Origin of the sequence: Methylotenera sp. (assembly GCF_030684185.1) — a bacterium.
Lineage (GTDB): Bacteria > Pseudomonadota > Gammaproteobacteria > Burkholderiales > Methylophilaceae > Methylotenera.
This window is the reverse complement of record NZ_JAUXOY010000005.1, coordinates 61,125-84,846: the sequence shown is the minus strand read 5'-3', so window position 1 is coordinate 84,846 and position 23,722 is coordinate 61,125. Positions and strand designations below refer to the sequence as shown.

Genomic DNA, 23,722 nt, shown 5'->3' with positions numbered 1-23,722 from the left:
GTTATGTATACTTTTGAGCAAGCTGCCTATTTTATACGCAAATGAGTTGTCAGAAAACTTAAATTTATACTTAAATCTACTTAAAAATAAAACTTTGTATAATGATTAAAAGCGTAAATTAGTTACGCTCATCGAAAGCGCCACTTTGAATATTAAAACTTCTCCATCTAACACACCCTCAGCCACTCACATTGCCTTTGCCAGCTTTATTGGTACCGCGATTGAGTTTTATGATTTTTATATCTATGCCATGGCCGTTGCGTTGGTGATTGGACAGGTGTTTTTCCCTGCCAGCGATTCTGCCGTACAATCTTTAAACGCATTTTTAACTTTTGGCATAGCCTTTATTGCGAGGCCTCTAGGTGCGATTGTTTTCGGCCATTTTGGAGATAAAGTAGGGCGCAAAGCAACACTCGCAGCCTCATTATTATTGATGGGTATTTCTACTTTGCTCATAGGTTTGCTGCCAGGCTATGATGTGATTGGCACATGGGCGCCAATTGCTTTATGCGTGTTGCGCTTTGGGCAGGGGTTAGGTTTAGGTGGCGAGTGGGGCGGTGCGGCACTGCTGGCGACCGAGCATGCACCAGTTGGTAAACGTGCCTGGTTTGGCATGTTTCCGCAGTTAGGCCCATCTGTCGGGTTTTTACTGGCCACTCTAAGTTTTTTAGGCTTGGCTTTATTGTTGACAGATGAGCAGTTTAAAACCTGGGGTTGGCGTTTACCTTTTATTGCCAGTGCGTTACTCGTGGCAGTAGGTTTGTATGTGAGGTTTAAATTGGTGGAAACACCCGCTTTTGCAAAAGCTTTGGCAGAACATTCCACGCATGCAACGCCAATCAAACCCTTGTTAAAAAAGCATTATCAGCCAGTGCTGCTGGGCTCTATGGCGATGGTGGTGTGTTACAACTTGTTTTATACCGCGACGGTTTTTTGTTTAAGTTACGGGACTAAAACGCTACAAATACCGAGAGTGGATTTTTTGCAAATGCTTTGTATTGCCATTATATTTATGGCACTTGCTACCCCGCTTTCTGCATGGCTGAGTGATAGGCTTGGGCGCAAACCTGTTTTGTTGGTGAGTAGTTTTTTAGCAGTGCTTGCAGGATTCAGTTTAAGTCCATTGGTTGCAAGTGGTTCAATTATTTATATCACGCTATTTCTTGCAATCGCATTGTTTTTAATGGGCGCTACTTTTGCGCCGATGGGAGCATATCTTCCAGAGCAGTTCCCTGTCGCGGTGCGCTACACAGGGTCTGGACTGGCTTATCAATTGGGTGGAATTCTAGGCGCATCTAGCGCGCCTTTTGTTTCTCAGCTGCTGGTTGAGCGGGGAGGGCTTGCTTGGGTTGGTTATTATGTTTCCGCAATGGCTGCGGTGAGCTTTATGGCAGTGTTATGTATGCGTGAAACTAGGCAGTCCAGCTTTAATTAGGGCGCGTGATTTGTTCTAATTCAGTAAGCCAATTCATGGCGTACTCACGCGATTGTCCAATTTTTTCGTCACCACACATTTCTTTGCTGGGTTGCAGGCTGGCGCAAAAACTAGGACGTTCTGGCATCCCAAAAATCATGCATTGGTGGTTATCATTCAATTGAATACATCTTGTGCCGGCAGGCTTGCCGTTCGGCATGCCTGGAATCGGGCTATTGATAGACGGCGCGGTGCAACATGCGCCACAGTTGGCTCTGCATTCCAATTAGATTCCCGTCCATGGAAAGCCAAGTGCCGTTACAGATTGTTTGATGACATTTATTGCCGCTTCAACATGGGCAGCCTCACCCTTAACACCTAACTCAGTAGTGCGTCGTGAGTCGAGTTTTGGTAGGCTGAAAAGTTTGAGTGCGGGGTATTGTGCCAAAATTTGACGCATCAAATCTATCAGATTACTTTCGCCTGCATCCATCACCAGTATTGAAGCTTCAATATAATCTTGTTGGTGAAATAGATGTTTGTAATAAGTATCTAGCACCCAAGTTATCATCGGGTGCGCCATTTGTGGAAAGCCAGGCACAAAATAATGCCCATTGATGGCAAAGCCTGCCACCCGGTTTACCGGGTTAGGAATGAGCGACGCACCAAGTGGAAAATCTGCCATCAACACGCGCTTGGGGTATGCGCTTTCGCCATACTGCGCTTCAATCTCGGCAACCGCACCTGCATGACGCGCAAGTGGCACGCCAGCTGCTTCTGCTGCACATTGTCGTGTGAAATCATCAGGCGTTGCACCGATGCCGCCAAAGCTAAATACAATATCGTTATTTTGTTGACTGTTTTGTTGATTGCGCTCCATGCTGGCTTTGAGCGAGCTAGTAATTTGCGCAGGAATATCCCCCAAATAATTTGCCCAAGCCAACTGCAAGCCGCGTGATTTCAGGGCTTGAATCACAAAGTTTAGATGCGCGTCTTGCCGTTTGCCTGAAAGGATTTCATCGCCGATGATGTAGATGCCGATAGAACGATTCATGTGTTATGTGTGCGGTAGTGAAAATTGAAAATATTATAGGGTTATCTTACTAGCTTACTTAGCCGATTTTAATACAATTATTTCCTGCAAATACAAAACAAATAATATTCATCACATTCAGAAAAACTGTTGAACTAACAATCTACATGCCACATAATGAATACGGACAGTAGTATACGATTGAAATTAGTTCTGTAAAAACAACCAAAAATGAACGATTTAGTCAAAAAAATCGCCATACAGGCGGCACAACTGGAGCAACTTTTGGCGGCTAATTGCAGAACATTAGTTGCCAGCACTTTGCTTGCGATTATACTTGCTTATATGCAGCGTGATGTGATTGCGCCACCTGTCATTATCGGCTGGTTGGCGTTAGTGATTATCGTCAATATGATTCGAATCATCATTACATTGAGTCACCAGCGTAACCCGGCAACTGATACTCTAGCCGTTCAAAAGCGCCTGACACAATTTCGCCTAGGTGTGATTGCCAGTAGTTTGCTATGGGGCGCGACAAGCATCCTGATGTTTCCCGCTGACCACCTTCAGCATCAAATGTTTGTTATTTACGTGCTTACAGGTATGTCTGCGGGAGGTATTGTTTCTTACTCGGTTGACCTTGTTAGCGCGATTGCCTACACCTTGATTACGCTTACTCCGATTTTAATCCGCCTATTTTTGGCTGGGGATAGTATTTCTATCACGATGAGTATTTCTGGATTTTTATACTTAATTTTTCTAATAGTGAGCATACGTAATATCAATGGCAATCTCATAGAAAACATTACCTTACGTTTTGATGCAGCAGAGCGCGAAAAAGAAATTAACCAGCTTGCGTTTAATGACCCGCTGACCAACCTGCCTAACCGTCGATTATTACTCGACAGGCTTAATCATGCGCTGGTGATGAGTGCACGCACGAATAAGCGTGGGGCATTGTTGTTTTTAGATTTAGACCACTTCAAAATGCTCAATGACACCCTGGGACATGACATGGGCGATTTACTGCTTAAGCAAGTTGCCGAACGATTGTTAGCTTGTGTACGAGATAGCGATACCGTTGCCCGTTTAGGCGGTGATGAATTTGTCGTAATGTTAGAAGATTTGAGTGAAGACCACGCAAAAGCGGCCGCCCAGGTAGAAAAAATTGGCACCCAAATTACAGCCAGCCTTAACCGCCCGTATCAACTTGATGCCTACGAATATCATAGCACGCCAAGCATTGGCATTGCCATGTTTGGCGACCATGGAAAGTCGCACGAAGAGCTGCTTAAACATGCGGACATTGCTATGTATCAGGCAAAAAAAGCAGGGCGTAATGCGGTACGTCTGTTTGATTTTCAAATGCAGGAAGTCCTTAATGAACGCACTTCAAATAAATAGTTCGTGTTTGATTCCGCCGTAGTGATTTCATTCATTACAGCCAGCACTAAAGGTTTGCAAAACCGCTCGTTGAACGACGCATTGATTATATTTTTTAACCCATTTATGTTGATGGGTTTGGCAATAATTGTTATTTCAACCTTATGGTTTTGGTATCGCATGATTAAAGGCTTTGTTGTATTAAACCGTGATGAAACAGTTGGGGACTTCTTTGATGCCAGTATGTAAGTGTATTGTTGTAGGTGTGTTAATGCGCACTTTCCCAATTACTGCCAACACCAACTTCAGCTAGCAACGGCACATCCAATTTTGCTACATTCTCCATGAGTTTTGGCAAAGTCGTTTTTACTAACTCTAATTCACTTTCAGGCACTTCCAGCACTAGCTCATCGTGTACCTGCATAATGAGTTTGCTTTTCAGTTTTTCGACCCGCAGCCATTTATCTACCGCAATCATGGCAAGTTTAATTAAGTCGGCCGCCGTACCTTGCATAGGCGCGTTGATGGCGGCGCGTTCGGCGCCTGCGCGTCTTTGGCCATTCGCACTGTTAATTTCTGGCACCCATAAACGGCGGCCAAAATAGGTTTCAACATAGCCTTTTTGTTTGGCGCTTTCCCGGGTGTTTTGCATGTATTCACGCACGCCGGGGTAGCGGGAGAAGTAGCGTTCAATATAACTTTGGGCTGCGCCACGTTCAATGTTGAGGTTTTGCGCTAAGCCAAAGGCACTCATGCCGTAAATGAGCCCGAAGTTGATGACTTTGGCATAGCGGCGTTGTTCGTTATCTACAGCTTCACGTTCTACGCCAAAAATTTCGGCAGCGGTGTGGCGGTGGATATCCTCATTATTGGCAAAGGCTTGCAGCATACCTGTATCTTTAGATAAATGTGCCATGATGCGTAGCTCTATTTGAGAATAGTCGGCCGACACAATCACGCTACCTGCTGGAGCGATAAATGCTTCACGAATACGGCGGCCTTCAGCCGAGCGCACAGGAATGTTCTGCAAGTTAGGGTCTGAGCTTGCCAGCCGCCCGGTGATTGCCACCGCTTGGTTATAGCTGGTATGCACCCGGCCAGTAGAGGGGTTAATCATGCGCGGCAGTTTGTCGGTATAAGTGGATTTTAGTTTGGCTAGCCCGCGATATTCCAATAAAACTTTAGGTAGTGGGTGGTCTAATGCCAGTTCTTGCAACACATCCTCGTCTGTACTTGGCGCTCCGGAAGGAGTTTTCTTGGTCGGTTTAATGCCGAGTTTATCGAATAAAATTTCTTGCAACTGCTTGGGCGAGGCCAAGTTGAAAGGCTGCCCTGCGAGTTCGTAGGCTTGGTTTTCAAGTGCGACTAACTTTGTGCCGATTTCATTACTTTGAATATTGAGCATGTCTCTATCTATCAACACGCCGTTACGCTCAATGGTGAACAACACGCCAGAGCTCGGCATTTCAATTTGGCTGTAAATGTAGTCCAGTTTTGCATCAGCGGCGATTTGCGGGTACATGGCTTTATGCAGTTGCAGCGTAATGTCGGCATCTTCGGCGGCGTATTCAGCCGCTACTTCCACTGTGACTTGGTTAAAAGTGACTTGTTTGGCGCCTTTGCCAGCCACTTCTTCAAATTTGATGGTTTGTAAGCCCAAATGGCGCTCTGCAAGGGCATCCATGCCATGCGTTTTGTGTGATTCGAATACATAGGACTGCAGCAAAGTATCATGCTCAATACCATTGAGTGCGATGCCATGATTTGCTAGCACATGCTGATCGTACTTTAGATTTTGCCCTACTTTTTTGATGGAAGGATTTTCTAAAACCAGTTTAATTTTCGCGAGCGTTTCGGTAAAGTTAAGCTGTTCTGGCGCATCGAAATAATCATGTTTTAGCGGTAAATACGCGGCACTTCCAGCTTCGACAGAGAATGACATGCCGACGATTTTGGCTAGCATCGGGTCGAGTGAGGTGGTTTCGGTATCAAAGCAAACGAGTTCAGCGTTACATATTTTACCCAGCCAGATATTCAATTGCTCATTCGTTAAAATGGTTTCGTAGTTGCGACTGTTGTTGGCTTGAAATGCTTGCACTTCGACTGGGCTCTGCTGAGCTTGGTCGAAGGACTCGGGGTGCGTAGCATCAAATAACCCCTCACTCTTTGGCTGAGAGTGGAGCGAAGCAGAAGGTGAGGGCGTACTTGTTCCCATGTTATCTAACTCTCTGCGCCAACTTTTAAACTCAAAGCGGTCAAACAATTCAGCTAATTTAGCTTTATCTATCAGTTGCGGTGCCAAATCAGCAAGATTTTCCTGAATGCCAACATCGCAACGGATGGTAATCAGCTCACGTGCCGTCGGTAGCCAAGGCAGCGCCTTACGCAAATTTTCCCCGACCACACCTTTGATTTCATCAGCATGGGCAACTATATTCTCCAGCGAGCCGTATTGCGTTAGCCATTTTACTGCGGTTTTTGGCCCTACTTTTTCAACCCCTGGCACATTGTCTGAGGTGTCACCTATCAGTATCAAATAATCCACCATCAAACTTGGCGGTATGCCAAATTTCTTTTCTACCCCAGCAACGTCCAGAACATCATCGACTTTTCTGAAAGCGTCACGCATGGTATTGACGACCGTAATGTGCTGATTCACCAGTTGCGAAATATCTTTATCACCAGTTGAAATAATCACGCGCACATTTTCACGTTCTGCCTGCTTGGCTAAGGCCCCAATCACGTCGTCGGCTTCAACGCCTTCTTCCATAATCAGCGGCCAGCCCAACGCTTTAATCGCTTCGTGTAATGGATCTATTTGCACGCGCAAATCATCTGGCATCGAGGCGCGATTCGCTTTATATTCTGCGTAAATGTCGTCACGAAAAGTTTTGCCTTTTGCATCAAAAACACACGCGCTATAATCTGATGGGTAATCTTTATGTAACCGGCGCAACATATTAAGTACACCCTGTATCGCCCCTGTGGGTTCATTTTGACTATTTCGTAAGTCAGGCATGGCGTGAAAGGCGCGATACAGGTACGATGAGCCGTCTACTAATAACAAAGTTTTCATATAAAAATCCAAAGGTTGTCGCGATACGTTGTTGCGCTACATTTTCTACTGAGCTTGTTAAGCTACTTGCATCATAAAACATATGTGGCGCGACTAAAAAATGTTTTGCGCCATGGGTTGAAATTACAGTCCGCTAAACCTTTGAATTTTTGGTTTCAAATAAATAAGGAAAGCAAGATTATGACCATTGCAAAAAAAGTGCCAAAAACTATTAATCCTGATTTACAGGGGCAACATCAAACGGGGCATGAGTCATGGCATGCATTCGAGATTATGGCAGAATTCGTGGATGCAACGGAACGCCTTAAAGAAATTACCCCTGCAGTTTCTATTTTTGGTAGTGCGCGCACCTCGGTAGATCATCCCTATTACAAGTTAACGGAAGACATAGCTCGCTTACTGAGCGATGCAGGTTTTAGTGTTATTTCTGGTGGCGGGCCAGGCATTATGGAGGCCGCTAATAAAGGTGCATTCCCTGGAAAATCGCCTAGTATTGGCCTGAATATCGAGTTGCCACATGAGCAAACGCGTAATCCATATCAAGATGTTAGCCAAAATTTCAAACATTTTTTTATGCGTAAAGTGATGTTTGTAAAGTACGCCAGTGCTTACGTGGTGATGCCAGGCGGCTTCGGTACGCTGGATGAAGTGATGGAGGCGATTACGCTGATACAGACAGGTAAAACATTAAAAATGCCGATTATTTTAGTGTGCGAGCCATTTTGGCGTGGCCTGCTGGATTGGGTTAAAACGACTTTGGTGGCTGAGAAAATGATTTCAATTGAGGACTTGGACTTGATTCAAGTGATAGATGACCCCAAACAAGTTGTAGAGGCCATATTCAAGCATTATGAAGAGCGTGGATTCAAATTGTCAGCGGAAGAAGAGCGCGTTCAGCTTTATTTATAATGAGGCTTTATTTGTCAAAATACGGTTTATTGGTGCGTAATTTGTTAAAATGAACCATTAGGTTTCGAATCAATTTTAAGGAATGGGTGTCAAGCCATGCAAAAAATCTCTAAGAATATCATCTGGAAGAATCTAGCGCTGTTACTGGCATTTGGATTGATACAGCTACCTTTAGTGGCGACGGCTCAAGCACCAAATAAAACGCCACCGGCAGATTTGCAACCGTTAGAAGATATTCCGCCACCAGCCATTAGCAATGAAGAAAATGCAGATGAGCCGCAAATTACCATCGTTAAAAAGAAGGGTGAAACCATTGAAGAGTATCGTGTCAATGGTCAGCTTTATATGATGAAAATAACGCCGGCACATGGTGTGCCTTACTATTTACATAAAGAGGACCAAGATGGTAGCTGGGTTAATACAGGGCCAACCCCACCGTTAAGTATCCCTAAATGGACCATTTTCAGGTTTTAGGGTAACGTCTGCATGTGAATAGAGAGGGTGTCATACCCTCTTTATTTATTTAAATTCTTCAATTAACCGCCCCGTATTCAAATTTTATATATCCCTAACTTATGTCAGTATTTACCTCAGTCAGTATTCAACAATTACAAGCGTGGCTTCATGATTATGCAATAGGTGAACTTGTTGAATTAAAAGGTATTTCATCTGGCATTACCAACACCAATTATTTTGTAACAACCACTCAGAATAAGTTTGTGCTGACTTTATTTGAGCACAACGAACTAGAAGAGCTGCCTTATTATATTGATTTAATGAGCCATTTGGCTACACATGGTATTCCATGCCCACAGCCAATTGCTGATAAAGCTGGCGCAAGTCTGCATATGCTTAATGGCAAGCCTGCGGCTCTAATTAGCTGCTTAACTGGCCAAGATGTTGAAGTGCCTAATGCCGCTCAATGCAGAGCAGTTGGTGCTGTGCTGGCAAAAATGCATCTGGCTGGGCAATCTTTTGAGCGTCAATTTCCGCAACACTATCAGTTAGGTAAAGGCGGTCACAATCAGCGCGGGGCAGATTGGCGCATTAAAACTGCGGCGCAAGTGATGCCGCATTTGTCCATAGATGATCAGCAGCTATTAAAAGACACCTTGGCTTTTCAAGCCACATTAGATATTACGCAGTTGCCTATGGGCGTTACTCATGCTGATTTGTTCCGTGATAACGTGCTGTTTGATGGCGATGAAATAGGCGGGCTGATTGATTTTTATTATGCCTGTCATGATGTGCTTGCGTACGATTTGGCTATTACGGTGAATGACTGGTGCGTGAATGCAGACGGCAGCCTGGATGGGCCAAGATTAAATGCCATGCTAAGCGCCTATCAGGCAGTCAGACCGTTTAATCAAGCAGAACATGAAGCATGGCATAGTATGTTGCGTATCGCCGCACTGCGTTTTTGGTTATCCCGCTTGTATGATTATATTTACCCGCAAATGGGTGAATTAACCCACGCCAAAGACCCTAATCATTTTCAAAGAATACTTAAATTACGCGCCACCCCGTGAGAGTCGGATAACACCATGACAGAAGATTTATCAATTAAACCGCTAGAAATCAGACAAGTGCCAGTAGGCAATGCCTGGGCTTGGATCGTCAGTGGATTTAAGTTATTCAAAGCCAATCCAGTTATGTGGATTATTATCCTGTTGATTTATTTGGCGATTATCATCCCCATTTCACTGGTTCCAGTGATTGGCTCAGTAGTGAGCACTTTGTTAGCGCCGGTATTTGCCGCGGGTATGATGTGGGGCTGCAGAGCACTCACGCATCAACAAGATTTGGAAATCAATCATCTATTTGAAGGGTTCAAGAAAAACACATCGCAGCTGATTGCCATAGGCGGCATTTATATGATGAGTCTGTTAGTAATTGCTGTTTTTGTGGTGCTGAGTTTAGATAAAGAGACGATGGACTTAATCGTGAAAGGGCAAGAGTTAAGCCCGGAACAAGCCAGCGTGATGATGTTGCCGATTTTAATTGCCATGCTTTTTGTTATGCCGATACTGATGGCTTACTGGTATGCGCCTTTGTTATCAGGTTTGCATAACTTAAGCGCAGTGGAGGCGATGAAATTAAGCTTTGTTGCCTGTCTTAAAAATATGGTGCCATTTCTACTCTATGGTTTTATTTTTATGGTGTTGTTGATTGTGGCAATTATCCCATTTGGTTTAGGGTTAATTTTAGTTGTACCCGTAATGATGACAAGCTTATATACGAGCTATGTGGATGTTTTTAATATCAATGAGTCAGTTAATTAAGTTAAATAGGGCTTAATTTAGCAAACTCCATCGCCAGCCATTTCAGGCCTTCTCGTCCAAAATTCACTTGCACTCGCATGTCATTGGCATTGCCTTCATAGCTTACCACTACGCCATTGCCAAATTTTGCATGAGCAACTTGCTGACCTATTTTCCATGGCATTGCACTTTTCTGTTGATTGCTCTGTTGCTTGCTCATCATGGCGGGAAGTTCGTTATAGTCACGTCCATAGCCGGATTTGGCGATGGGCTTGCTATTGAGGCGTTTAAGTAACTCTTCCGGAATTTCGTCTAAAAAGCGTGATGGTATGCCGTAGCGTACCTTGCCATGCAGCATGCGGCTTTGCGCGTGGCTTAAATACAGGCGCTGTCTGGCACGGGTCACCGCCACGTACATCAGGCGGCGCTCTTCTTCCAGGCCGCTATTCTCGAATAAACTTTGCTCGTGCGGGCATAGGCCTTCTTCTAAGCCGCTTATAAAGACCGCCTTAAATTCTAAACCTTTTGATGCATGCACCGTCATTAGTTGTAACGCTTCACGGCCTACGTCTGCCTGGTGTTCGCCTGCCTCTAAGCTGGCATGGCTTAAAAACTGCGTAAGTAAATCTTGCTCTGTTTCACCATCTACATTGTTGTGGTTACCGAAATCTTGATTGGTGAATGACACGGCCGCTGTGACTAGTTCTTTCAAGTTTTCAATGCGGTCTTCGCCTTCTTTATCGTTTTCATAATGTGCAGTTAAGCCAGACATGGTGATGGCAAGTTCCGTCAATTCCGACAAGCAGATGCCGTAGGCGTTATCTACCATATGTCTAATCAGTGCAACAAATCCTTCTATCCCCTTACCGCCAAGCTTGCCATGTCCTACTTTGTTAACTGCTGCCTGCCAGATACTGCAGTTTGCAGCCCGTGCGCTTTCTTGCAGTTGCTCTAAGCTACGTGCACCGATGCCACGCGTGGGAAAGTTAATGACGCGCAACAAGGCGGTGTCGTCATTTGCATTAGCAATTAAGCGCATGTAAGCCAGCGCGTGTTTAATTTCGGCACGTTCAAAAAAGCGCAAGCCGCCATACACGCGGTAAGGTAAGTTAGCGGAAAATAAGGCATGCTCTAAGATGCGCGATTGAGCATTGCTGCGGTAGAGCAAGGCAATGTCACCTAATGACGTGCCTTCGCAATGCAGCATTTTAATTTCATCCACAATAAACTGCGCTTCGTCAGTATCGTTGTATGCGTCATACACGCGCACGGGTTCGCCCGCGCCTGCCGCTGTCCACAAGTTTTTGCCAAGTCTATTGGTATTGTGCGAAATAATCGCGTTGGCAGCATCTAAAATATTGCTGTGGGAGCGGTAATTTTCTTCTAATTTAACTATGTGCTGAATGTTGAAGTCTTTTTCAAAGTCACGCATATTGCCCACGTGCGCGCCTCTAAAACCATAAATAGATTGGTCGTCATCACCCACGGCAAACATGCAATTATCTTTGCCAGCCAGTAATTTCAACCACAAATATTGCAAGCGATTGGTATCTTGAAACTCATCGACTAATATATATTTAAAGCGGCTTTGGTAATGCTGGCGTATATTCGCATCACGCTCCAGCAGCTCGTAACAGCGCAATAAAAGTTCAGCAAAATCTGCCACGCCATCGCGTTGGCATTGTTTGTCATATTCTTCAAAAATTTCACGCATTTTTACAGAATGCGGATCGTAGGCTTCAACAGCATGCGCACGCAGCCCTTCATCTTTGCAGCCATTGATAAAGTTTTGCACTTGCTTAGGCGGAAACTTTTCATCATCCACATTCATCAGCTTCATTAAACGCTTAATCACAGACAATTGATCTGCAATATCTAAAATTTGAAAGCTTTGTGGTAAGCCGGCTTCACGATGATGCGCGCGCAATAAACGGTTACAAAGCCCGTGAAACGTGCCGACCCACATGCCACGCGTGTTAATGGGAAGTGACGCCGTGATACGTGTCAGCATTTCCTTAGCTGCTTTATTGGTAAACGTCACAGCCAGCAAGCCTGTGGGCGAGACTTGCCCAGTTTGAATCAGCCATGCAATACGCGCGGTAAGCACGCGTGTTTTACCGCTACCAGCACCCGCTAATATCAACGCAGATTGCTGCGGCAAGGTCACTGCCTCAAGCTGTTTATTGTTAAGGCCAGCCAATAGCGGGTCTTGTGTGAGGGTTGAGTTTTGAATATTCATAACGGTATTATCGCATGGCTAATGAAAATAATTAGGATGTAATGGCAGTTACAAAGCAATACAAACTGTTACAAAAAAATGAGAACTAAAGCCTAAATTAGTCAGTCTTAATTTACATGATAGCTAATTAACTTTAGCTATCCTTTCCGCTTCTTTCCTCCCTGAGCGGAAGCCTTAGACAATAAGGCATTTTGCCCCGACTCTCATCCCCTTGAGTCGGGGTTTTTTTTGAGTCAATTTTAATGTGGGGTTGCTCGAACAAAGAAAAGAGCCCCGCGATTGCGAGGCTCTTTGATTGCTTACTACGAGGTATCATGTTTGCATTCCGTGATTGCATCAACCCGCCGATTTATTGGCGGAAAGTTGATGCAACATCAAAAATCTACATCATGCCGCCCATACCGCCCATACCACCCATGTCACCACCGCCCATTGCTGGACCGTCTTCTTTAGGTAACTCAGCCACCATGCAGTCAGTCGTTAGCATTAAGCCAGCTACTGATGCTGCATTTTGCAATGCAGAGCGTGTTACTTTAGTTGGGTCAAGAATACCCATTTCAATCATGTCGCCGTAAGTTTCGTTTGCAGCGTTGTAGCCATAGTTACCTTTACCAGCTTCTACGTTGTTTACAACTACTGAAGGCTCAACACCAGCGTTTTGCACGATTTGGCGTAATGGTTCTTCAACTGCGCGTAACACGATTTTAACGCCTGCATCTTGGTCGTGATTATCACCTTTTACTTTGGCAATAGCAGCACGTGCGCGAATCAACGCTACGCCGCCGCCAGCTACAATACCTTCTTCAACTGCTGCGCGTGTTGCGTGTAACGCATCTTCAACGCGGGCTTTTTTTTCTTTCATTTCGATTTCAGTCGTAGCGCCGACTTTAATCACTGCAACACCGCCAGCTAATTTAGCTACGCGCTCTTGTAGTTTCTCGCGGTCGTAGTCGCTAGTTGCTTCTTCGATTTGTGTTTTGATTTGAGCGATACGCGCTTTGATATTAGCTTCAACACCGTGACCATCAATGATGATAGTGTTTTCTTTGCCAACTTCAATACGTTTAGCTTGACCTAAGTTCTCAAGTGTTACGTTTTCAAGTTTCAAGCCAACTTCTTCAGCAATCACTGTGCCGCCAGTTAACATGGCAATATCTTCTAACATGGCTTTACGACGATCACCAAAACCAGGCGCTTTAACCGCTGTAGTTTTTAAGATGCCACGGATGTTGTTCACAACCAATGTAGCTAACGCTTCACCGTCAACGTCTTCAGCAATAATCAATAATGGACGACCAGATTTTGCCACCTGCTCTAAAGTTGGTAATAAATCACGGATGTTTGAGATTTTTTTGTCATGCAATAACACGAAAGGGTTGTCTAACAATGCAATTTGACGCTCTTGATTGTTGATGAAGTATGGTGACAAGTAACCACGGTCAAACTGCATACCCTCAACTACGTCTAATTCGCTCTCAAGGCCAGAACCGTCTTCGACAGTAATCACGCCTTCTTTACCTACTTTGTCCATCGCATCAGCAATGATTTTGCCAATAGCTTCATCAGAGTTTGCAGAAATAGAACCAACTTGGGCGATTTCTTTACTGGTTGTACATGGTTTTGATTGTGATTTTAAATCAGCAATTGCCGCAGCAACTGCTTTATCGATACCGCGTTTCAAATCCATTGGGTTCATACCAGCAGCTACAGATTTCATGCCTTCACGGATGATTGCTTGCGCTAAAACCGTTGCAGTAGTTGTACCGTCACCAGCGATATCAGAAGTTTTTGAAGCCACTTCTTTCACCATCTGTGCGCCCATGTTTTCGAATCTGTCTTTCAATTCGATTTCTTTCGCAACCGATACGCCATCTTTAGTGATGGTAGGTGCGCCGAAAGAGCGCTCTAAAACTACGTTACGGCCTTTAGGGCCTAAAGTTACTTTAACTGCGTTGGCGAGTACATTCACGCCTGCTACCATTTTGTGGCGAACTTCGTCGCCGAATCTTACGTCTTTTGCTGCCATGTTAAATTCTCCTGTAAATGCTTAATTTAATTATAGTTACTCAACAATCGCCATGATGTCTTCTTCACGCATCACTAATAACTCTTCGCCATCTACCTTAACGGTTTGGCCTGCGTATTTGCCGAATAAGACTTTGTCGCCCACTTTAACGTCTAAAGCGATGATTTTGCCGCTGTCATCACGTTTGCCAGAGCCGATTGCTTGCACAATACCTTGATCTGGTTTTTCAGTTGCGCTATCTGGAATTACAATGCCTGATGCGGTTGTACGCTCTTCTTCTGAGCGTTTAACAATCACGCGGTCGTGTAAAGGACGAATTTTCATACGGTTCTCCAAAAATTAAATGAATACAAACAATTAAATTGCCTTACCAGTCCATGGTGAGGTGTAAATTAAAACTAATGAGATAACACTAAATATAAAGCATATGGCTTAATTTATAGCCATGCAGAGCGAGAGCGATTTTAGCACTCAAACCCCTAGAGTGCTAGTTATTGGGTTGGTTTGATATATTTCAAGATTAAATCTAGAAAAAAATATATAAAAACCTTATGCTGTGTTCTGTATTTAACAATTTAAGCACGCTAATGACACAAAACGAATCTGCTATCGAGCAAATCAACCTCGGCTTTAATGAGCAGGAAGATCGGTTGTTGCTAAAAGTTGGCCTTGCTGATAAAACTGAAGTGGCGGTGTGGATTACGCGGCGCGTTAGTAAGTCAATGTGGTATTTACTACAAGGTTTCAGTAATACGGTAGTGCCCGCCGCTATTGAATTTGCGACGCCAGCTATTGCGACGTCAGAAGCAAAACACCAAGCAATCGAAAGTTTTTCTCGTGAAGTTAGCGAGCAAAAAAAGATTGATAATCTTGATTTTAAATCTGAATATATTGCAGATAGACAATCACGTTCAGAAGCGCCAATGCTTGCCACGCAATGTTTGATTACCGCAATGGATAATCACCCTCCGCAACTTGAACTGCAATGCATTAATGGGCAATCCGTTAAATTAGCACTCACCAATGAGCTTGTACACGCGGTCACTAGCATGATGCAACTTGCAACGCGCGAAGCTGGCTGGGATTTATTTATTGGCGCAGTCAGTAAAGAAATCAGCACTCTCTCAACTCAGCAAACATTACACTAAGCGTATCCATCATCATGCAATATCGTCAATTAGGTGAATCAGATTTAAGCGTATCAGCCATTTGTTTAGGCACCATGACGTATGGAGACCAAAACACAGAGTCTGAAGCACATGAGCAACTTGATTATGCAATAGCACAAGGGATTAATTTTATAGATACCGCCGAAATGTACCCAGTACCTCCCAAAGCGGAGACTTGCACACGTACTGAAACCATGGTGGGTAATTGGTTGAAAAATCAGCAACGAGATAAGATTATTTTAGGAAGCAAAGCAGCCGGACCGCGACGAGGTGTGAGTTGGATACGTGGCGGACCATCTTCACTAGACCGCACAAATATTCGGGCGGCGATTGAAGGCTCACTTCAACGCTTGCAAACGGATTACATCGATATTTATCAACTTCATTGGCCAGAGCGTAATGTGCCGATGTTTGGACAATATTTATTTGATCCTGCGCAGGAGCTAGATGCCGAAGGTAAACAAAAGGAATGGGTAAGCATACAAAATCAGCTTGAAACGCTGTCCGAACTTATACAAGAAGGTAAAGTGCGTTATATTGGCCTCTCAAACGAGCAGCCTTGGGGTGTGATGGAGTTTTTGCGCGTTGCTAAAGAATATAATCTGCCAAGAATCGCTAGCCTGCAAAATGGATATAACTTACTTAATCGCACCATGGAGTTGGGGTTGTCTGAAATACTCTATCGCGAAAAAATAGGTTTCTTAGCATATTCACCATTGGCTTTCGGCCATTTAACCGCAAAATATATTGATGATCCAGCCGCTAACGGCCGTGCAACGATGTTTACCGGCTATGCGCAACGCTATACAAAACATAATGTCACACCTGCAAGTGCCGCTTATGCCAAGCTGGCGCGCGAGAATGGATTAACGCCAACGCAGCTTGCTTTAAGTTTTGTGTATCACCGCTGGTTCGTTACCAGCACGATTATTGGTGCAACTGGCATGAATCAGCTGAAGGAGAATGTTGGCGCTTGGCATACAAAACTATCGCCTGAGGTGCTGCAAGAGATTGAGCGCTTGCATTTGGCGATGATGAATCCAGCGCCGTAGCTTAAGGTATGGTAAATTTTTGAAGAGTAAATAATTAGATAGAAAGTAATTTATGAGCGATTTACCTAAATGCCCCAAATGCAATTCGGAATATACCTATGAAGATGGCGATATGTATGTTTGTCCGGAATGTGCGCATGAGTGGGCGAAAGATGCTCTCCCTGAAAACGCAGATGATACGCGAGTGATTCGCGATTCCAACGGCAATGTGCTGCAAGATGGTGACACAATCACGGTAATTAAAGATCTTAAAGTGAAGGGGTCTTCGTTAGTAGTTAAGGTGGGCACCAAGGTTAAAAATATCCGCCTGGTCGAGGGTGATCATGACATTGACTGCAAAATCGATGGCATCGGCGCGATGAAGTTAAAGTCTGAATTCGTTAAGAAAGCCTAAATGCTGAAGCAAGAAAGATACTTGCTTTGATAGGTAGTCACTAGTCACCCAGGGCGCGGAGTGACTACCCTAGAGATCTTTTTGTTTGCTGAATGATTTCTTCGGCGGTAGCGCTATCATAAGAAAATGCGGAGCTTTTTGCTGTGACTCTCATGCGGGTGGTGTTGGTGCTGATTGGCTCAATCTGTATTTCAATGTTGCGCTCATTCGTTTTTGCGGCCACTAATCTGATGTTACTTTTCTCTTGTAAGATCTCTGAGACTACTTTTATCTGCATGCGGTTTAATGCACTCAGAGTAGCTACTCTAACTTTGGAAGAAGGAGCCGTAAATGTTCGGTAGGTAATACCGTTTGTCGTGTGAGTTATGGCAGCAGAGCCACCAATGCCGGCAGCGGTGGTAATGGCCGGTAAGCAGCCAGATAACAATGCGGTATTAAGCAATAATAAGCTAACCAATAAAATATGCCGCATTTTATATTTACCCTTATAATTACCCAAACAGGTGTCACCCTTATGGGTGATTATTAACCGATTGAAGCATGCCCCCTTTTTAATTAGAAGTCAACAGCAGGTCAGTATAATCTGAGTATTGAGGCTTATATTTAATTTATTTTTTGCAAAAACTTGATTGTTTGCGGCGGTCCCATTTTTAATACTGGCTTGCGAATCTTTCCCATCACATGCATCTCGCATGGTTTGCAGTCAAATTTCAGGGTAAATCTGTCGTTCCCGTTAATCAGTGTCATCGGTTCTGCCGTCACTGTACCTTGTACGCCTATTACTCCCTTGGCTTCCTTGGGGCATAAGCCATGGCTAAAACGCAGGCAGTGCTTGGTAATCATTAGCGGAACTTCATCAAGTTCTTTATTTGCTTCATAAGCCGCCGCAATCATCTTTACGCCGTGTTTTTCATAAAATATCCGCGCTTTTTTGTTATACACATTGGCGAGATAACTTAGGGTGTCATCAGGGTACGTTGCTGGTGGTTCGGCTGAAGCGCGACGCGGTGGGCGTTGGTAGCCTAAATCACGTGTTTGTTGCAATTGCTCGATTGCATCGCGGCGAAGTGAATTGGCGGTAGAGGCGGGTACAAACCATGTTTGAGTCGTTTCTAGTTGAATTTCTTTTGTAATAAAGTCTGTGCTGCCAAGCTTGGATAAGTTTTCAAACAGACTAGCCCTGGCTTTCTCGATGTTTTCAGCTATTTGTTTTTCAGCGAGGCAATACGCCGTTGCGCAGAAGCCGGCTTCATCGGTCACCATAAGCGAAAAGCCATCCTGCGTTTCAGTCAGTATCATGTTTACCGCGATTTTGCGTTGAGCTGAATCTTTTTCTAGCAGGCGCATAAAAGCGTGGTCACGGTTGCGATAAACAGCCATGCCACGACGAATATCAAGCGGCATGTCATTGGGGTAAAGTTTTTTACCATCAACAGAGTTGACGCGCAAGCCAACTAACTCTTTATGCACATCAAAAAAGCACACACCATCGCCGTTATGTAACTGTATGTCCGTATCAACTTCAAAAAAATCTTTACCAACCTTACTAACTTTGCCTAGCGATTCACCAGAGAATTTTGGCGTGTCAAACGCGCCAATATCGGCTTGGCGACCATTAGCAAAGTAGTCCGTCGCACTGCGATTAAACGTTTTTTCGGGTTGCGGGTTGAAAGTGTAGGTGCAATCGCCATGTGATGATTTTGCAAGTTCAGGAGATTCATGCAAAATTTCATCTAACAATTGCCGATAATGTGCGGTTGCATTTTTTACATAAGGTAAATCTTTATAGCGGCCTTCAATCTTGAATGAGCTCACGCCCGCATCAATCAATGCACGCAGATTGGCACTTTGATCATTGTCTTTCATTGATAAAAAGTGCTTATCCTTGCCAATAATGCGGCCTTTTTGGTCTTCTAAGGTAAAAGGTAAGCGGCACTCTTGCGAGCATTCGCCGCGGTTAGCACTGCGCCCTGTGTGGGCATGACTGATATAACACTGGCCGCTAAACGCAACGCATAAGGCACCGTGAATAAAATATTCCAGGTTGCAAGTAGTTGCGGCGGATATTTTTTGAATGGTGTGCAAATCTAACTCCCGCGCCAATACGATTTGCGAGAATCCTACTTGGTCTAAAAACCTAGCTTTTTCAACCGTGCGAATATCTGTTTGCGTACTCGCATGTAGCTGAATTGGCGGTAAGTCCATTTCCAGCAAACCCATATCCTGCACAATGAGTGCGTCTACCTCAGCATCATATAGTTGCTGCACTAACTCACGTGCGCCTGCCAGCTCGTTATCGTGAAAAATCGTGTTAAGCGCTACAAATACTTCAGCATGGTAACGATGAGCATGTTTCACTAGGCGTACAATATCCGCAATAGTATTCGGCGCTTTGGCTCGCGCGCCAAATGCCGGGCCGCCAATATAGACCGCATCTGCACCATGATTGATGGCTTCAATACCAAAATCTGCATTTTTAGCTGGGGCAAGAAGTTCGAGGTGGCGACGAGTTTTTAGCATTGAGCGTAAACGATGATATTGAAAAACTGAATTTTAGACGAAACAACAGCTTATGACGACATTTGATTTATTCGCACATTAAAAACATCGTACAATTCAGGCATGAGTAACCAAAATATTTTAAACAGAAGTATGCAATCTGTCTGGCATCCCTGCACGCAGATGAAGCAGCATGAGCAATTTCCGCTGATTCCTATCAAAAAAGGGGACGGTGCCTGGCTATACGATGCTGAAGGTAAGCGCTATTTAGATGCCGTAAGTTCGTGGTGGGTGAATTTGTTCGGACACAATAATCCGCGTATTAAAGATGCGATTAAGCAGCAGCTGGATACGCTGGAGCATGTGATGCTGGCAGGTTTTACCCATGAACCAGTGATTGAGTTATCTGAAAAACTTTCTAAGCTTACAGGTTTAGGCCATGCGTTTTATGCCAGTGATGGTGCGAGTGCCACTGAAATAGCGCTCAAAATGAGTTTTCATTATTGGCGAAACTTACGTTCTGAAACACCAGGCAAAACTAACAAAACCAAGTTTATCAGCCTGCAAAATAGTTACCACGGAGAGACTTTAGGCGCGTTGGGCGTAACTGATGTGGCAATTTTTAAAGACACTTACGCGCCACTATTGACACAGTCTGCCCAAATGCCTACCCCTGATTTTAGATTGGCAGAGGCGGGTGAAAGCGCTGAGGCCTTTGCCATGCGCTGTGCCGATGCTTTGGAACTTTATGTGACCAAGCATCATCACGAATTGGCAGCGTTTATTATTGAGCCGCTGGTGCAGTGTGCCGCGGGGATGGGGATGTATCATCCTGCGTATTTGCGTCGCGCCCGGGAGATTTGTACACAATATGAAGTGCACTTAATTGCGGATGAAATTGCAGTGGGCTTTGGACGTACAGGAACGATGTTTGCCTGTGAGCAAGGTGATATTTGTCCTGATTTTATTTGTTTATCAAAAGGTATTACAGGTGGCTATTTACCGCTGTCTGCGGTACTCACAACAGATAAAGTTTACCAGGCTTTTTATGATGAAAATACCGTGCGCGGGTTTTTACATAGTCATAGTTATACAGGCAATCCGCTTGCGTGCAGTGCAGCTTTGGCGACGTTGGCAATATTTGAATCTGATGATGTTTTGCAAAATAATCGTGAAAAATCTGCTGTGATACAAGCTGAAATGCAAGTGCTGACTAACCTGCCAATCGAGCACATGCGGCATCAAGGTATGATTTTCGCTTTTGACGTAGTGACGCAAAGCGCGCAATTTTCAAAGCAATGTTATCAGGCCGCTATGCAGCAAGGCTTGTTATTACGTCCGATTGGAAACACGGTCTATTTTATGCCGCCTTATACAATTAGCGAGGCGGAAATTGATTTTATGGTGAATGCAACTTTTGACGCTGTAAAAAGCACTGTATGAATATGTGTGTCATAAGAAAGTGTGCGGTGAGTTTTAGTTTGATGTTGGCAAGCCTGAGCGCTTATGCCGAACTTCCTGCATCGGTGGCAGACGCTCTGAAAAAAGTGGGAATTCCACAGCAAAGTGTGGCGATTTATGTGCAGGCAGTAGAGGGCAGTAACCCCATTCTGGAGCACAATAGTGACAAAAGTCTAAATCCTGCTTCTGTAATGAAGCTCGTCACAACCAATGCCGCTTTAGAATTACTCTCGCCTACTTACCGCTGGAAAACCGAGGTATACCGTGATGGTGAAGTGGTGATTGATAAGTTGAATAACGGTAATTTACAGGGTAATTTAATCATTAAAGGCTACGGTGATCCCAATTTTAGGGCGCAAGAATTATGGCGCTTACTGATGAGCTTGCAGCAAGCAGGCATTAAGGGGATTGATGGCGATTTGGTTGTTGATAAAAGTTATTTTGCAAAAAATGTGGGAAATGGTAAAAGCTTTGATAATGAAAGTTGGCGCGCTTACAACGCAGAACCTAGCGCATTTTTGGTGAATGGACGCAATACCAGTTTCAAACTCAGCACAACTGGTACGGGCGTAAACATAAACCAGGAATTTGCATTGCCTGAAGTGCAAATCATCAACAATATGAAGCTAAACCAAGGCGTTTGTGGTGCGTGGCGTAACCGTTTTTCTTACACAGTAAGTCCTGATAATAATGGCGCAACCGTGACTTTTAACGGTACTTTTTCGCCTGACTGTGGCGAACGATATTTAGAGTTGAGCTTGTTCGATGATGAGCGATATGCATTTTATACGTTCAAAAAACTGTGGCGAGAGTTGGGTGGAAAATTCAATGGCTCACTTAAAATTCAAGAGATACCCAGTACTGCTATTAAGGTTGTAGAACAGGTCTCTGACCCGTTAGGTTATGTGGTACGCGACATTAATAAGTGGAGTAATAATTTAATGGCGCGTCAATTGCTGTTAACTATTGCCGCAGAGATTAGTGGCCCACCTGCAACGGAGGCTCAAGGTGGCATGGTTATTAAAAACTGGCTTGCTACTAAAGGCTTGAAGTTTGATGAGCTGGTGATTGAAAATGGTTCAGGCTTGTCGCGTATAGAGCGTATTAGTGCAGGGCACTTAGGGCAGATGTTAGTGAGCACCTACCATGGCGCTGTGATGCCGGAAATGATGGCTTCAATGCCAATACTCTCAAAAGATGGAACAGTAATGGGGCGCTTGAAAGACAGCCGCCCAAATGGGCGCGCGCATTTAAAAACAGGCTCGATAGATGGCGTAAGTGCCATTGCGGGTTATCTGTTAGATGCCAATAATCATCGCCATGTGCTAGTGATGATGGTGAATCATACTAAGGCCGCAGAGAGTAAAAATGCTCAAGATGCATTGATTGAATGGGTGCATCAACAGCCTTAATTTGCGCGAAAATCTATTCATAAATATTTAGCAGTTACGCGAACTGGCATGTGTTTGCGGTATCATACTGCTTGTATAAATGATGAATTTTTTAATTAGATAGGAATAGATTAATGAAGCTATTTAATGTATTACTCGCAAGTGGATTAGCGTTTTCGCTCAACGCTTGCAATGCAGAAATACCAAAATCAAAACAGGAAACACCAGCAAAGGAAACCACAGCAATGACCGCAGAAATTACAGAATTACAGAAAATTGACACTCAGGTAGGTGCAGGCCGCGAGGCTGAGCCAGGCTTTAATGTTAAAGTACATTACACTGGCTGGTTGTTTGATGCTGCGGCAAAAGATAACAAAGGCAAAAAATTTGATAGCAGTTTGGATCGTGGTCAGCCATTCGAGTTTGGTTTAGGTCAGGGACAAGTGATTCAGGGATGGGATGAAGGCTTCGCAGGCATGAAAGTCGGTGGCAAGCGTACGCTGATTATTCCTTCAGAAATGGGCTATGGTGCGCGTGGTGCTGGTGGTGCGATTCCGCCAAATGCTACCTTGATTTTTGACGTGGAATTGTTAGACGTTAAATAAAAACGTAACTTTGCGAGCATCCGTTACACGGATTGCCTGCTTACCCCATTACGTCATCATACGGCGTTGCTCGCAAAAAATAATACTTTACATATAACCCATATGCTGCGGTCTTATTTTTTGTTCGCGCCTTGTCTGATTTATCGCACCAATCTTGTCGCTTTAGCGGCTTAGATTGGTGGAGACCTTTGCAAAAGTATTTATTGCGGCAAATTACTGCGTTGCGCGGTACTCGTAACCTCGCTGTACACCACGTACTATCTCGGCTACTGCGTTCCGTGCGCCTTGTACTTTATCCACACTAAACACTTTTGCAAAGGTCTCTGGTGGTGATGACCTTTACGGTTAGAAATTTACATTTTTTGGAGAAAGTTAGATGCACGTAAGCGTTAAATGGATAGACGGCGTTAGTTTTGTTGGCGAGTCGGAAACAGGTCACGCCGTCGTGTTAGACGGCGCTCCTGAGAATGGCGGCCGTAACATTGGCATGCGACCTATGGAAATGTTACTGATTGGGATGGGAGGCTGCACATCGTTTGATGTGGTCGCCATTCTCAAAAAAGCACGGCAGCCTATTATGGGCTGCGTTGCGGAAATTGATGCTACACGCGCCGATGAGATTCCCAAAGTGTTTACCAAAATTCATGTGCATTTTGTGGTCACTGGCGACGGTTTGAATGAGGCTCAAGTGGAACGTGCCGTTAAGTTGTCTGCGGAAAAGTATTGTTCAGCTTCGATTATGCTGAGTAAGAGCGTAAAAATTACGCATGATTTTGAAGTGAAATCTTTATCCGAGCTTAAAGGCTGAAA

The 23,722-nt window shown here is 44.3% G+C and carries 22 protein-coding genes; 14 read left to right on the top strand and 8 right to left on the bottom strand.

Annotated elements, in window-relative coordinates; all coding sequences use genetic code 11:
• Positions 1–151 precede the first annotated feature (151 nt).
• Positions 152–1,435 carry an MFS transporter gene (locus Q8J82_RS00595; RefSeq protein WP_305326609.1) on the top strand — a complete coding sequence of 428 codons (1,284 nt, stop codon included), beginning with the start codon at positions 152–154 and terminating at the stop codon, positions 1,433–1,435.
• Here the strand turns inward: Q8J82_RS00595 and Q8J82_RS00590 are convergent.
• Complete coding sequence (locus tag Q8J82_RS00590; protein WP_304889957.1) at positions 1,428–1,700, bottom strand: YkgJ family cysteine cluster protein; 273 nt, start codon at positions 1,698–1,700, stop codon at positions 1,428–1,430. The genes Q8J82_RS00595 and Q8J82_RS00590 overlap by 8 nt on opposite strands.
• A complete protein-coding gene (locus Q8J82_RS00585) occupies positions 1,701–2,468 on the bottom strand; it encodes a molybdopterin-binding protein (RefSeq protein ID WP_305326536.1) in 768 nt (255 codons plus the stop codon). It abuts the gene before it with no gap.
• A gap of 210 nt (positions 2,469–2,678) precedes the next feature.
• On the opposite strand from Q8J82_RS00585, the gene Q8J82_RS00580 reads away from it, so the two are divergent.
• Positions 2,679–3,851, top strand: a complete 1,173-nt coding sequence (locus tag Q8J82_RS00580) for a GGDEF domain-containing protein (RefSeq protein WP_304889959.1) — start codon at positions 2,679–2,681, stop codon at positions 3,849–3,851.
• 3 nt (positions 3,852–3,854) lie between these two features.
• Positions 3,855–4,079 carry a hypothetical protein gene (locus Q8J82_RS00575; protein ID WP_304889960.1) on the top strand — a complete coding sequence of 75 codons (225 nt, stop codon included), beginning with the start codon at positions 3,855–3,857 and terminating at the stop codon, positions 4,077–4,079.
• Positions 4,080–4,098: 19 nt separating this feature from the next.
• Here Q8J82_RS00575 and polA read toward each other — a convergent pair whose 3' ends face one another.
• Positions 4,099–6,906, bottom strand: a complete 2,808-nt coding sequence (polA, locus tag Q8J82_RS00570) for a DNA polymerase I (protein ID WP_305327569.1) — start codon at positions 6,904–6,906, stop codon at positions 4,099–4,101.
• Positions 6,907–7,086: 180 nt separating this feature from the next.
• Between polA and Q8J82_RS00565 the strand changes: the two genes are divergently transcribed.
• From Q8J82_RS00565 to Q8J82_RS00550, 4 genes are all read left to right on the top strand, one after another.
• Entirely contained in the window at positions 7,087–7,815 is a 729-nt protein-coding gene (locus tag Q8J82_RS00565) for a TIGR00730 family Rossman fold protein (protein WP_304892065.1), read from the top strand.
• A 96-nt stretch (positions 7,816–7,911) separates the two neighbouring features.
• Positions 7,912–8,289: a DUF2782 domain-containing protein gene (locus tag Q8J82_RS00560; RefSeq protein ID WP_304892064.1), complete on the top strand. Its 378-nt coding sequence runs from the start codon at positions 7,912–7,914 to the stop codon at positions 8,287–8,289.
• A 101-nt stretch (positions 8,290–8,390) separates the two neighbouring features.
• On the top strand, positions 8,391–9,344 hold the full coding sequence (gene thrB / locus Q8J82_RS00555; protein WP_304892063.1) for a homoserine kinase: 954 nt from the start codon (positions 8,391–8,393) through the stop codon (positions 9,342–9,344).
• A gap of 15 nt (positions 9,345–9,359) precedes the next feature.
• Positions 9,360–10,097 (top strand): BPSS1780 family membrane protein, encoded by a 738-nt coding sequence (locus Q8J82_RS00550; RefSeq protein WP_305327568.1) that lies wholly within the window; start codon positions 9,360–9,362, stop codon positions 10,095–10,097.
• Position 10,098: 1 nt separating this feature from the next.
• Here the strand turns inward: Q8J82_RS00550 and Q8J82_RS00545 are convergent, their stop codons facing one another.
• The 3 genes from Q8J82_RS00545 to Q8J82_RS00535 form a co-directional block, all read right to left on the bottom strand.
• The gene (locus Q8J82_RS00545; RefSeq protein ID WP_305327567.1) at positions 10,099–12,315 is read right to left on the bottom strand and encodes a UvrD-helicase domain-containing protein; all 2,217 of its coding nucleotides are present in this window, start codon (positions 12,313–12,315) and stop codon (positions 10,099–10,101) included.
• Positions 12,316–12,697: 382 nt separating this feature from the next.
• Complete coding sequence (gene groL, locus Q8J82_RS00540; protein ID WP_305252618.1) at positions 12,698–14,341, bottom strand: chaperonin GroEL; 1,644 nt, start codon at positions 14,339–14,341, stop codon at positions 12,698–12,700.
• Between the two features lie 36 nt (positions 14,342–14,377).
• On the bottom strand, positions 14,378–14,665 hold the full coding sequence (locus tag Q8J82_RS00535) for a co-chaperone GroES (protein ID WP_304892275.1): 288 nt from the start codon (positions 14,663–14,665) through the stop codon (positions 14,378–14,380).
• A 263-nt stretch (positions 14,666–14,928) separates the two neighbouring features.
• On the opposite strand from Q8J82_RS00535, the gene Q8J82_RS00530 reads away from it, so the two are divergent.
• From Q8J82_RS00530 to Q8J82_RS00520, 3 genes are read left to right on the top strand one after another with little or no spacing between them, the layout of a single operon-like run.
• A complete protein-coding gene (locus Q8J82_RS00530; protein ID WP_304908863.1) occupies positions 14,929–15,489 on the top strand; it encodes a hypothetical protein in 561 nt (186 codons plus the stop codon).
• A 14-nt stretch (positions 15,490–15,503) separates the two neighbouring features.
• A complete protein-coding gene (locus tag Q8J82_RS00525) occupies positions 15,504–16,562 on the top strand; it encodes an aldo/keto reductase (RefSeq protein ID WP_304892273.1) in 1,059 nt (352 codons plus the stop codon).
• Between the two features lie 52 nt (positions 16,563–16,614).
• On the top strand, positions 16,615–16,956 hold the full coding sequence (locus Q8J82_RS00520; RefSeq protein WP_304908992.1) for a zinc ribbon domain-containing protein YjdM: 342 nt from the start codon (positions 16,615–16,617) through the stop codon (positions 16,954–16,956).
• Between the two features lie 64 nt (positions 16,957–17,020).
• Here Q8J82_RS00520 and Q8J82_RS00515 read toward each other — a convergent pair whose 3' ends face one another.
• The gene (locus Q8J82_RS00515; protein ID WP_304892271.1) at positions 17,021–17,428 is read right to left on the bottom strand and encodes a DUF3568 family protein; all 408 of its coding nucleotides are present in this window, start codon (positions 17,426–17,428) and stop codon (positions 17,021–17,023) included.
• Positions 17,429–17,559: 131 nt separating this feature from the next.
• Positions 17,560–19,476, bottom strand: a complete 1,917-nt coding sequence (locus Q8J82_RS00510; RefSeq protein ID WP_304892270.1) for a U32 family peptidase — start codon at positions 19,474–19,476, stop codon at positions 17,560–17,562.
• A 102-nt stretch (positions 19,477–19,578) separates the two neighbouring features.
• On the opposite strand from Q8J82_RS00510, the gene bioA reads away from it, so the two are divergent.
• The 4 genes from bioA (at position 19,579) to Q8J82_RS00490 (ending at position 23,720) form a co-directional block, all read left to right on the top strand.
• On the top strand, positions 19,579–20,898 hold the full coding sequence (gene bioA, locus Q8J82_RS00505) for an adenosylmethionine--8-amino-7-oxononanoate transaminase (RefSeq protein WP_304892269.1): 1,320 nt from the start codon (positions 19,579–19,581) through the stop codon (positions 20,896–20,898).
• Between the two features lie 2 nt (positions 20,899–20,900).
• Positions 20,901–22,328, top strand: coding sequence for a D-alanyl-D-alanine carboxypeptidase/D-alanyl-D-alanine-endopeptidase (gene dacB, locus Q8J82_RS00500; protein WP_304909009.1), 1,428 nt, complete (start codon positions 20,901–20,903; stop codon positions 22,326–22,328).
• 113 nt (positions 22,329–22,441) lie between these two features.
• The gene (locus Q8J82_RS00495) at positions 22,442–22,912 is read left to right on the top strand and encodes an FKBP-type peptidyl-prolyl cis-trans isomerase (RefSeq protein ID WP_304908999.1); all 471 of its coding nucleotides are present in this window, start codon (positions 22,442–22,444) and stop codon (positions 22,910–22,912) included.
• A gap of 376 nt (positions 22,913–23,288) precedes the next feature.
• Positions 23,289–23,720: an OsmC family protein gene (locus tag Q8J82_RS00490; RefSeq protein ID WP_304909000.1), complete on the top strand. Its 432-nt coding sequence runs from the start codon at positions 23,289–23,291 to the stop codon at positions 23,718–23,720.
• The last annotated feature ends 2 nt before the right edge of the window (positions 23,721–23,722 follow it).

Excerpts from the sequence above, each read along its gene's own strand:
- groL (WP_305252618.1), bottom strand. The coding sequence starts at position 14,341 with ATGGCAGCAAAAGACGTAAGATTCGGCGACGAAGTTCGCCACAAAATG.
- Q8J82_RS00525 (WP_304892273.1), top strand. The coding sequence starts at position 15,504 with ATGCAATATCGTCAATTAGGTGAATCAGATTTAAGCGTATCAGCCATT.
- Q8J82_RS00510 (WP_304892270.1), bottom strand. The coding sequence starts at position 19,476 with ATGCTAAAAACTCGTCGCCACCTCGAACTTCTTGCCCCAGCTAAAAAT.
- Q8J82_RS00565 (WP_304892065.1), top strand. The coding sequence starts at position 7,087 with ATGACCATTGCAAAAAAAGTGCCAAAAACTATTAATCCTGATTTACAG.
- Q8J82_RS00495 (WP_304908999.1), top strand. The coding sequence starts at position 22,442 with ATGAAGCTATTTAATGTATTACTCGCAAGTGGATTAGCGTTTTCGCTC.
- polA (WP_305327569.1), bottom strand. The coding sequence starts at position 6,906 with ATGAAAACTTTGTTATTAGTAGACGGCTCATCGTACCTGTATCGCGCC.
- thrB (WP_304892063.1), top strand. The coding sequence starts at position 8,391 with ATGTCAGTATTTACCTCAGTCAGTATTCAACAATTACAAGCGTGGCTT.
- Q8J82_RS00585 (WP_305326536.1), bottom strand. The coding sequence starts at position 2,468 with ATGAATCGTTCTATCGGCATCTACATCATCGGCGATGAAATCCTTTCA.
- Q8J82_RS00530 (WP_304908863.1), top strand. The coding sequence starts at position 14,929 with ATGACACAAAACGAATCTGCTATCGAGCAAATCAACCTCGGCTTTAAT.
- Q8J82_RS00490 (WP_304909000.1), top strand. The coding sequence starts at position 23,289 with ATGCACGTAAGCGTTAAATGGATAGACGGCGTTAGTTTTGTTGGCGAG.
- Q8J82_RS00580 (WP_304889959.1), top strand. The coding sequence starts at position 2,679 with ATGAACGATTTAGTCAAAAAAATCGCCATACAGGCGGCACAACTGGAG.
- Q8J82_RS00535 (WP_304892275.1), bottom strand. The coding sequence starts at position 14,665 with ATGAAAATTCGTCCTTTACACGACCGCGTGATTGTTAAACGCTCAGAA.
- Q8J82_RS00560 (WP_304892064.1), top strand. The coding sequence starts at position 7,912 with ATGCAAAAAATCTCTAAGAATATCATCTGGAAGAATCTAGCGCTGTTA.
- Q8J82_RS00545 (WP_305327567.1), bottom strand. The coding sequence starts at position 12,315 with ATGAATATTCAAAACTCAACCCTCACACAAGACCCGCTATTGGCTGGC.
- Q8J82_RS00515 (WP_304892271.1), bottom strand. The coding sequence starts at position 17,428 with ATGCGGCATATTTTATTGGTTAGCTTATTATTGCTTAATACCGCATTG.
- Q8J82_RS00520 (WP_304908992.1), top strand. The coding sequence starts at position 16,615 with ATGAGCGATTTACCTAAATGCCCCAAATGCAATTCGGAATATACCTAT.
- bioA (WP_304892269.1), top strand. The coding sequence starts at position 19,579 with ATGAGTAACCAAAATATTTTAAACAGAAGTATGCAATCTGTCTGGCAT.
- Q8J82_RS00550 (WP_305327568.1), top strand. The coding sequence starts at position 9,360 with ATGACAGAAGATTTATCAATTAAACCGCTAGAAATCAGACAAGTGCCA.
- dacB (WP_304909009.1), top strand. The coding sequence starts at position 20,901 with ATGTGTGTCATAAGAAAGTGTGCGGTGAGTTTTAGTTTGATGTTGGCA.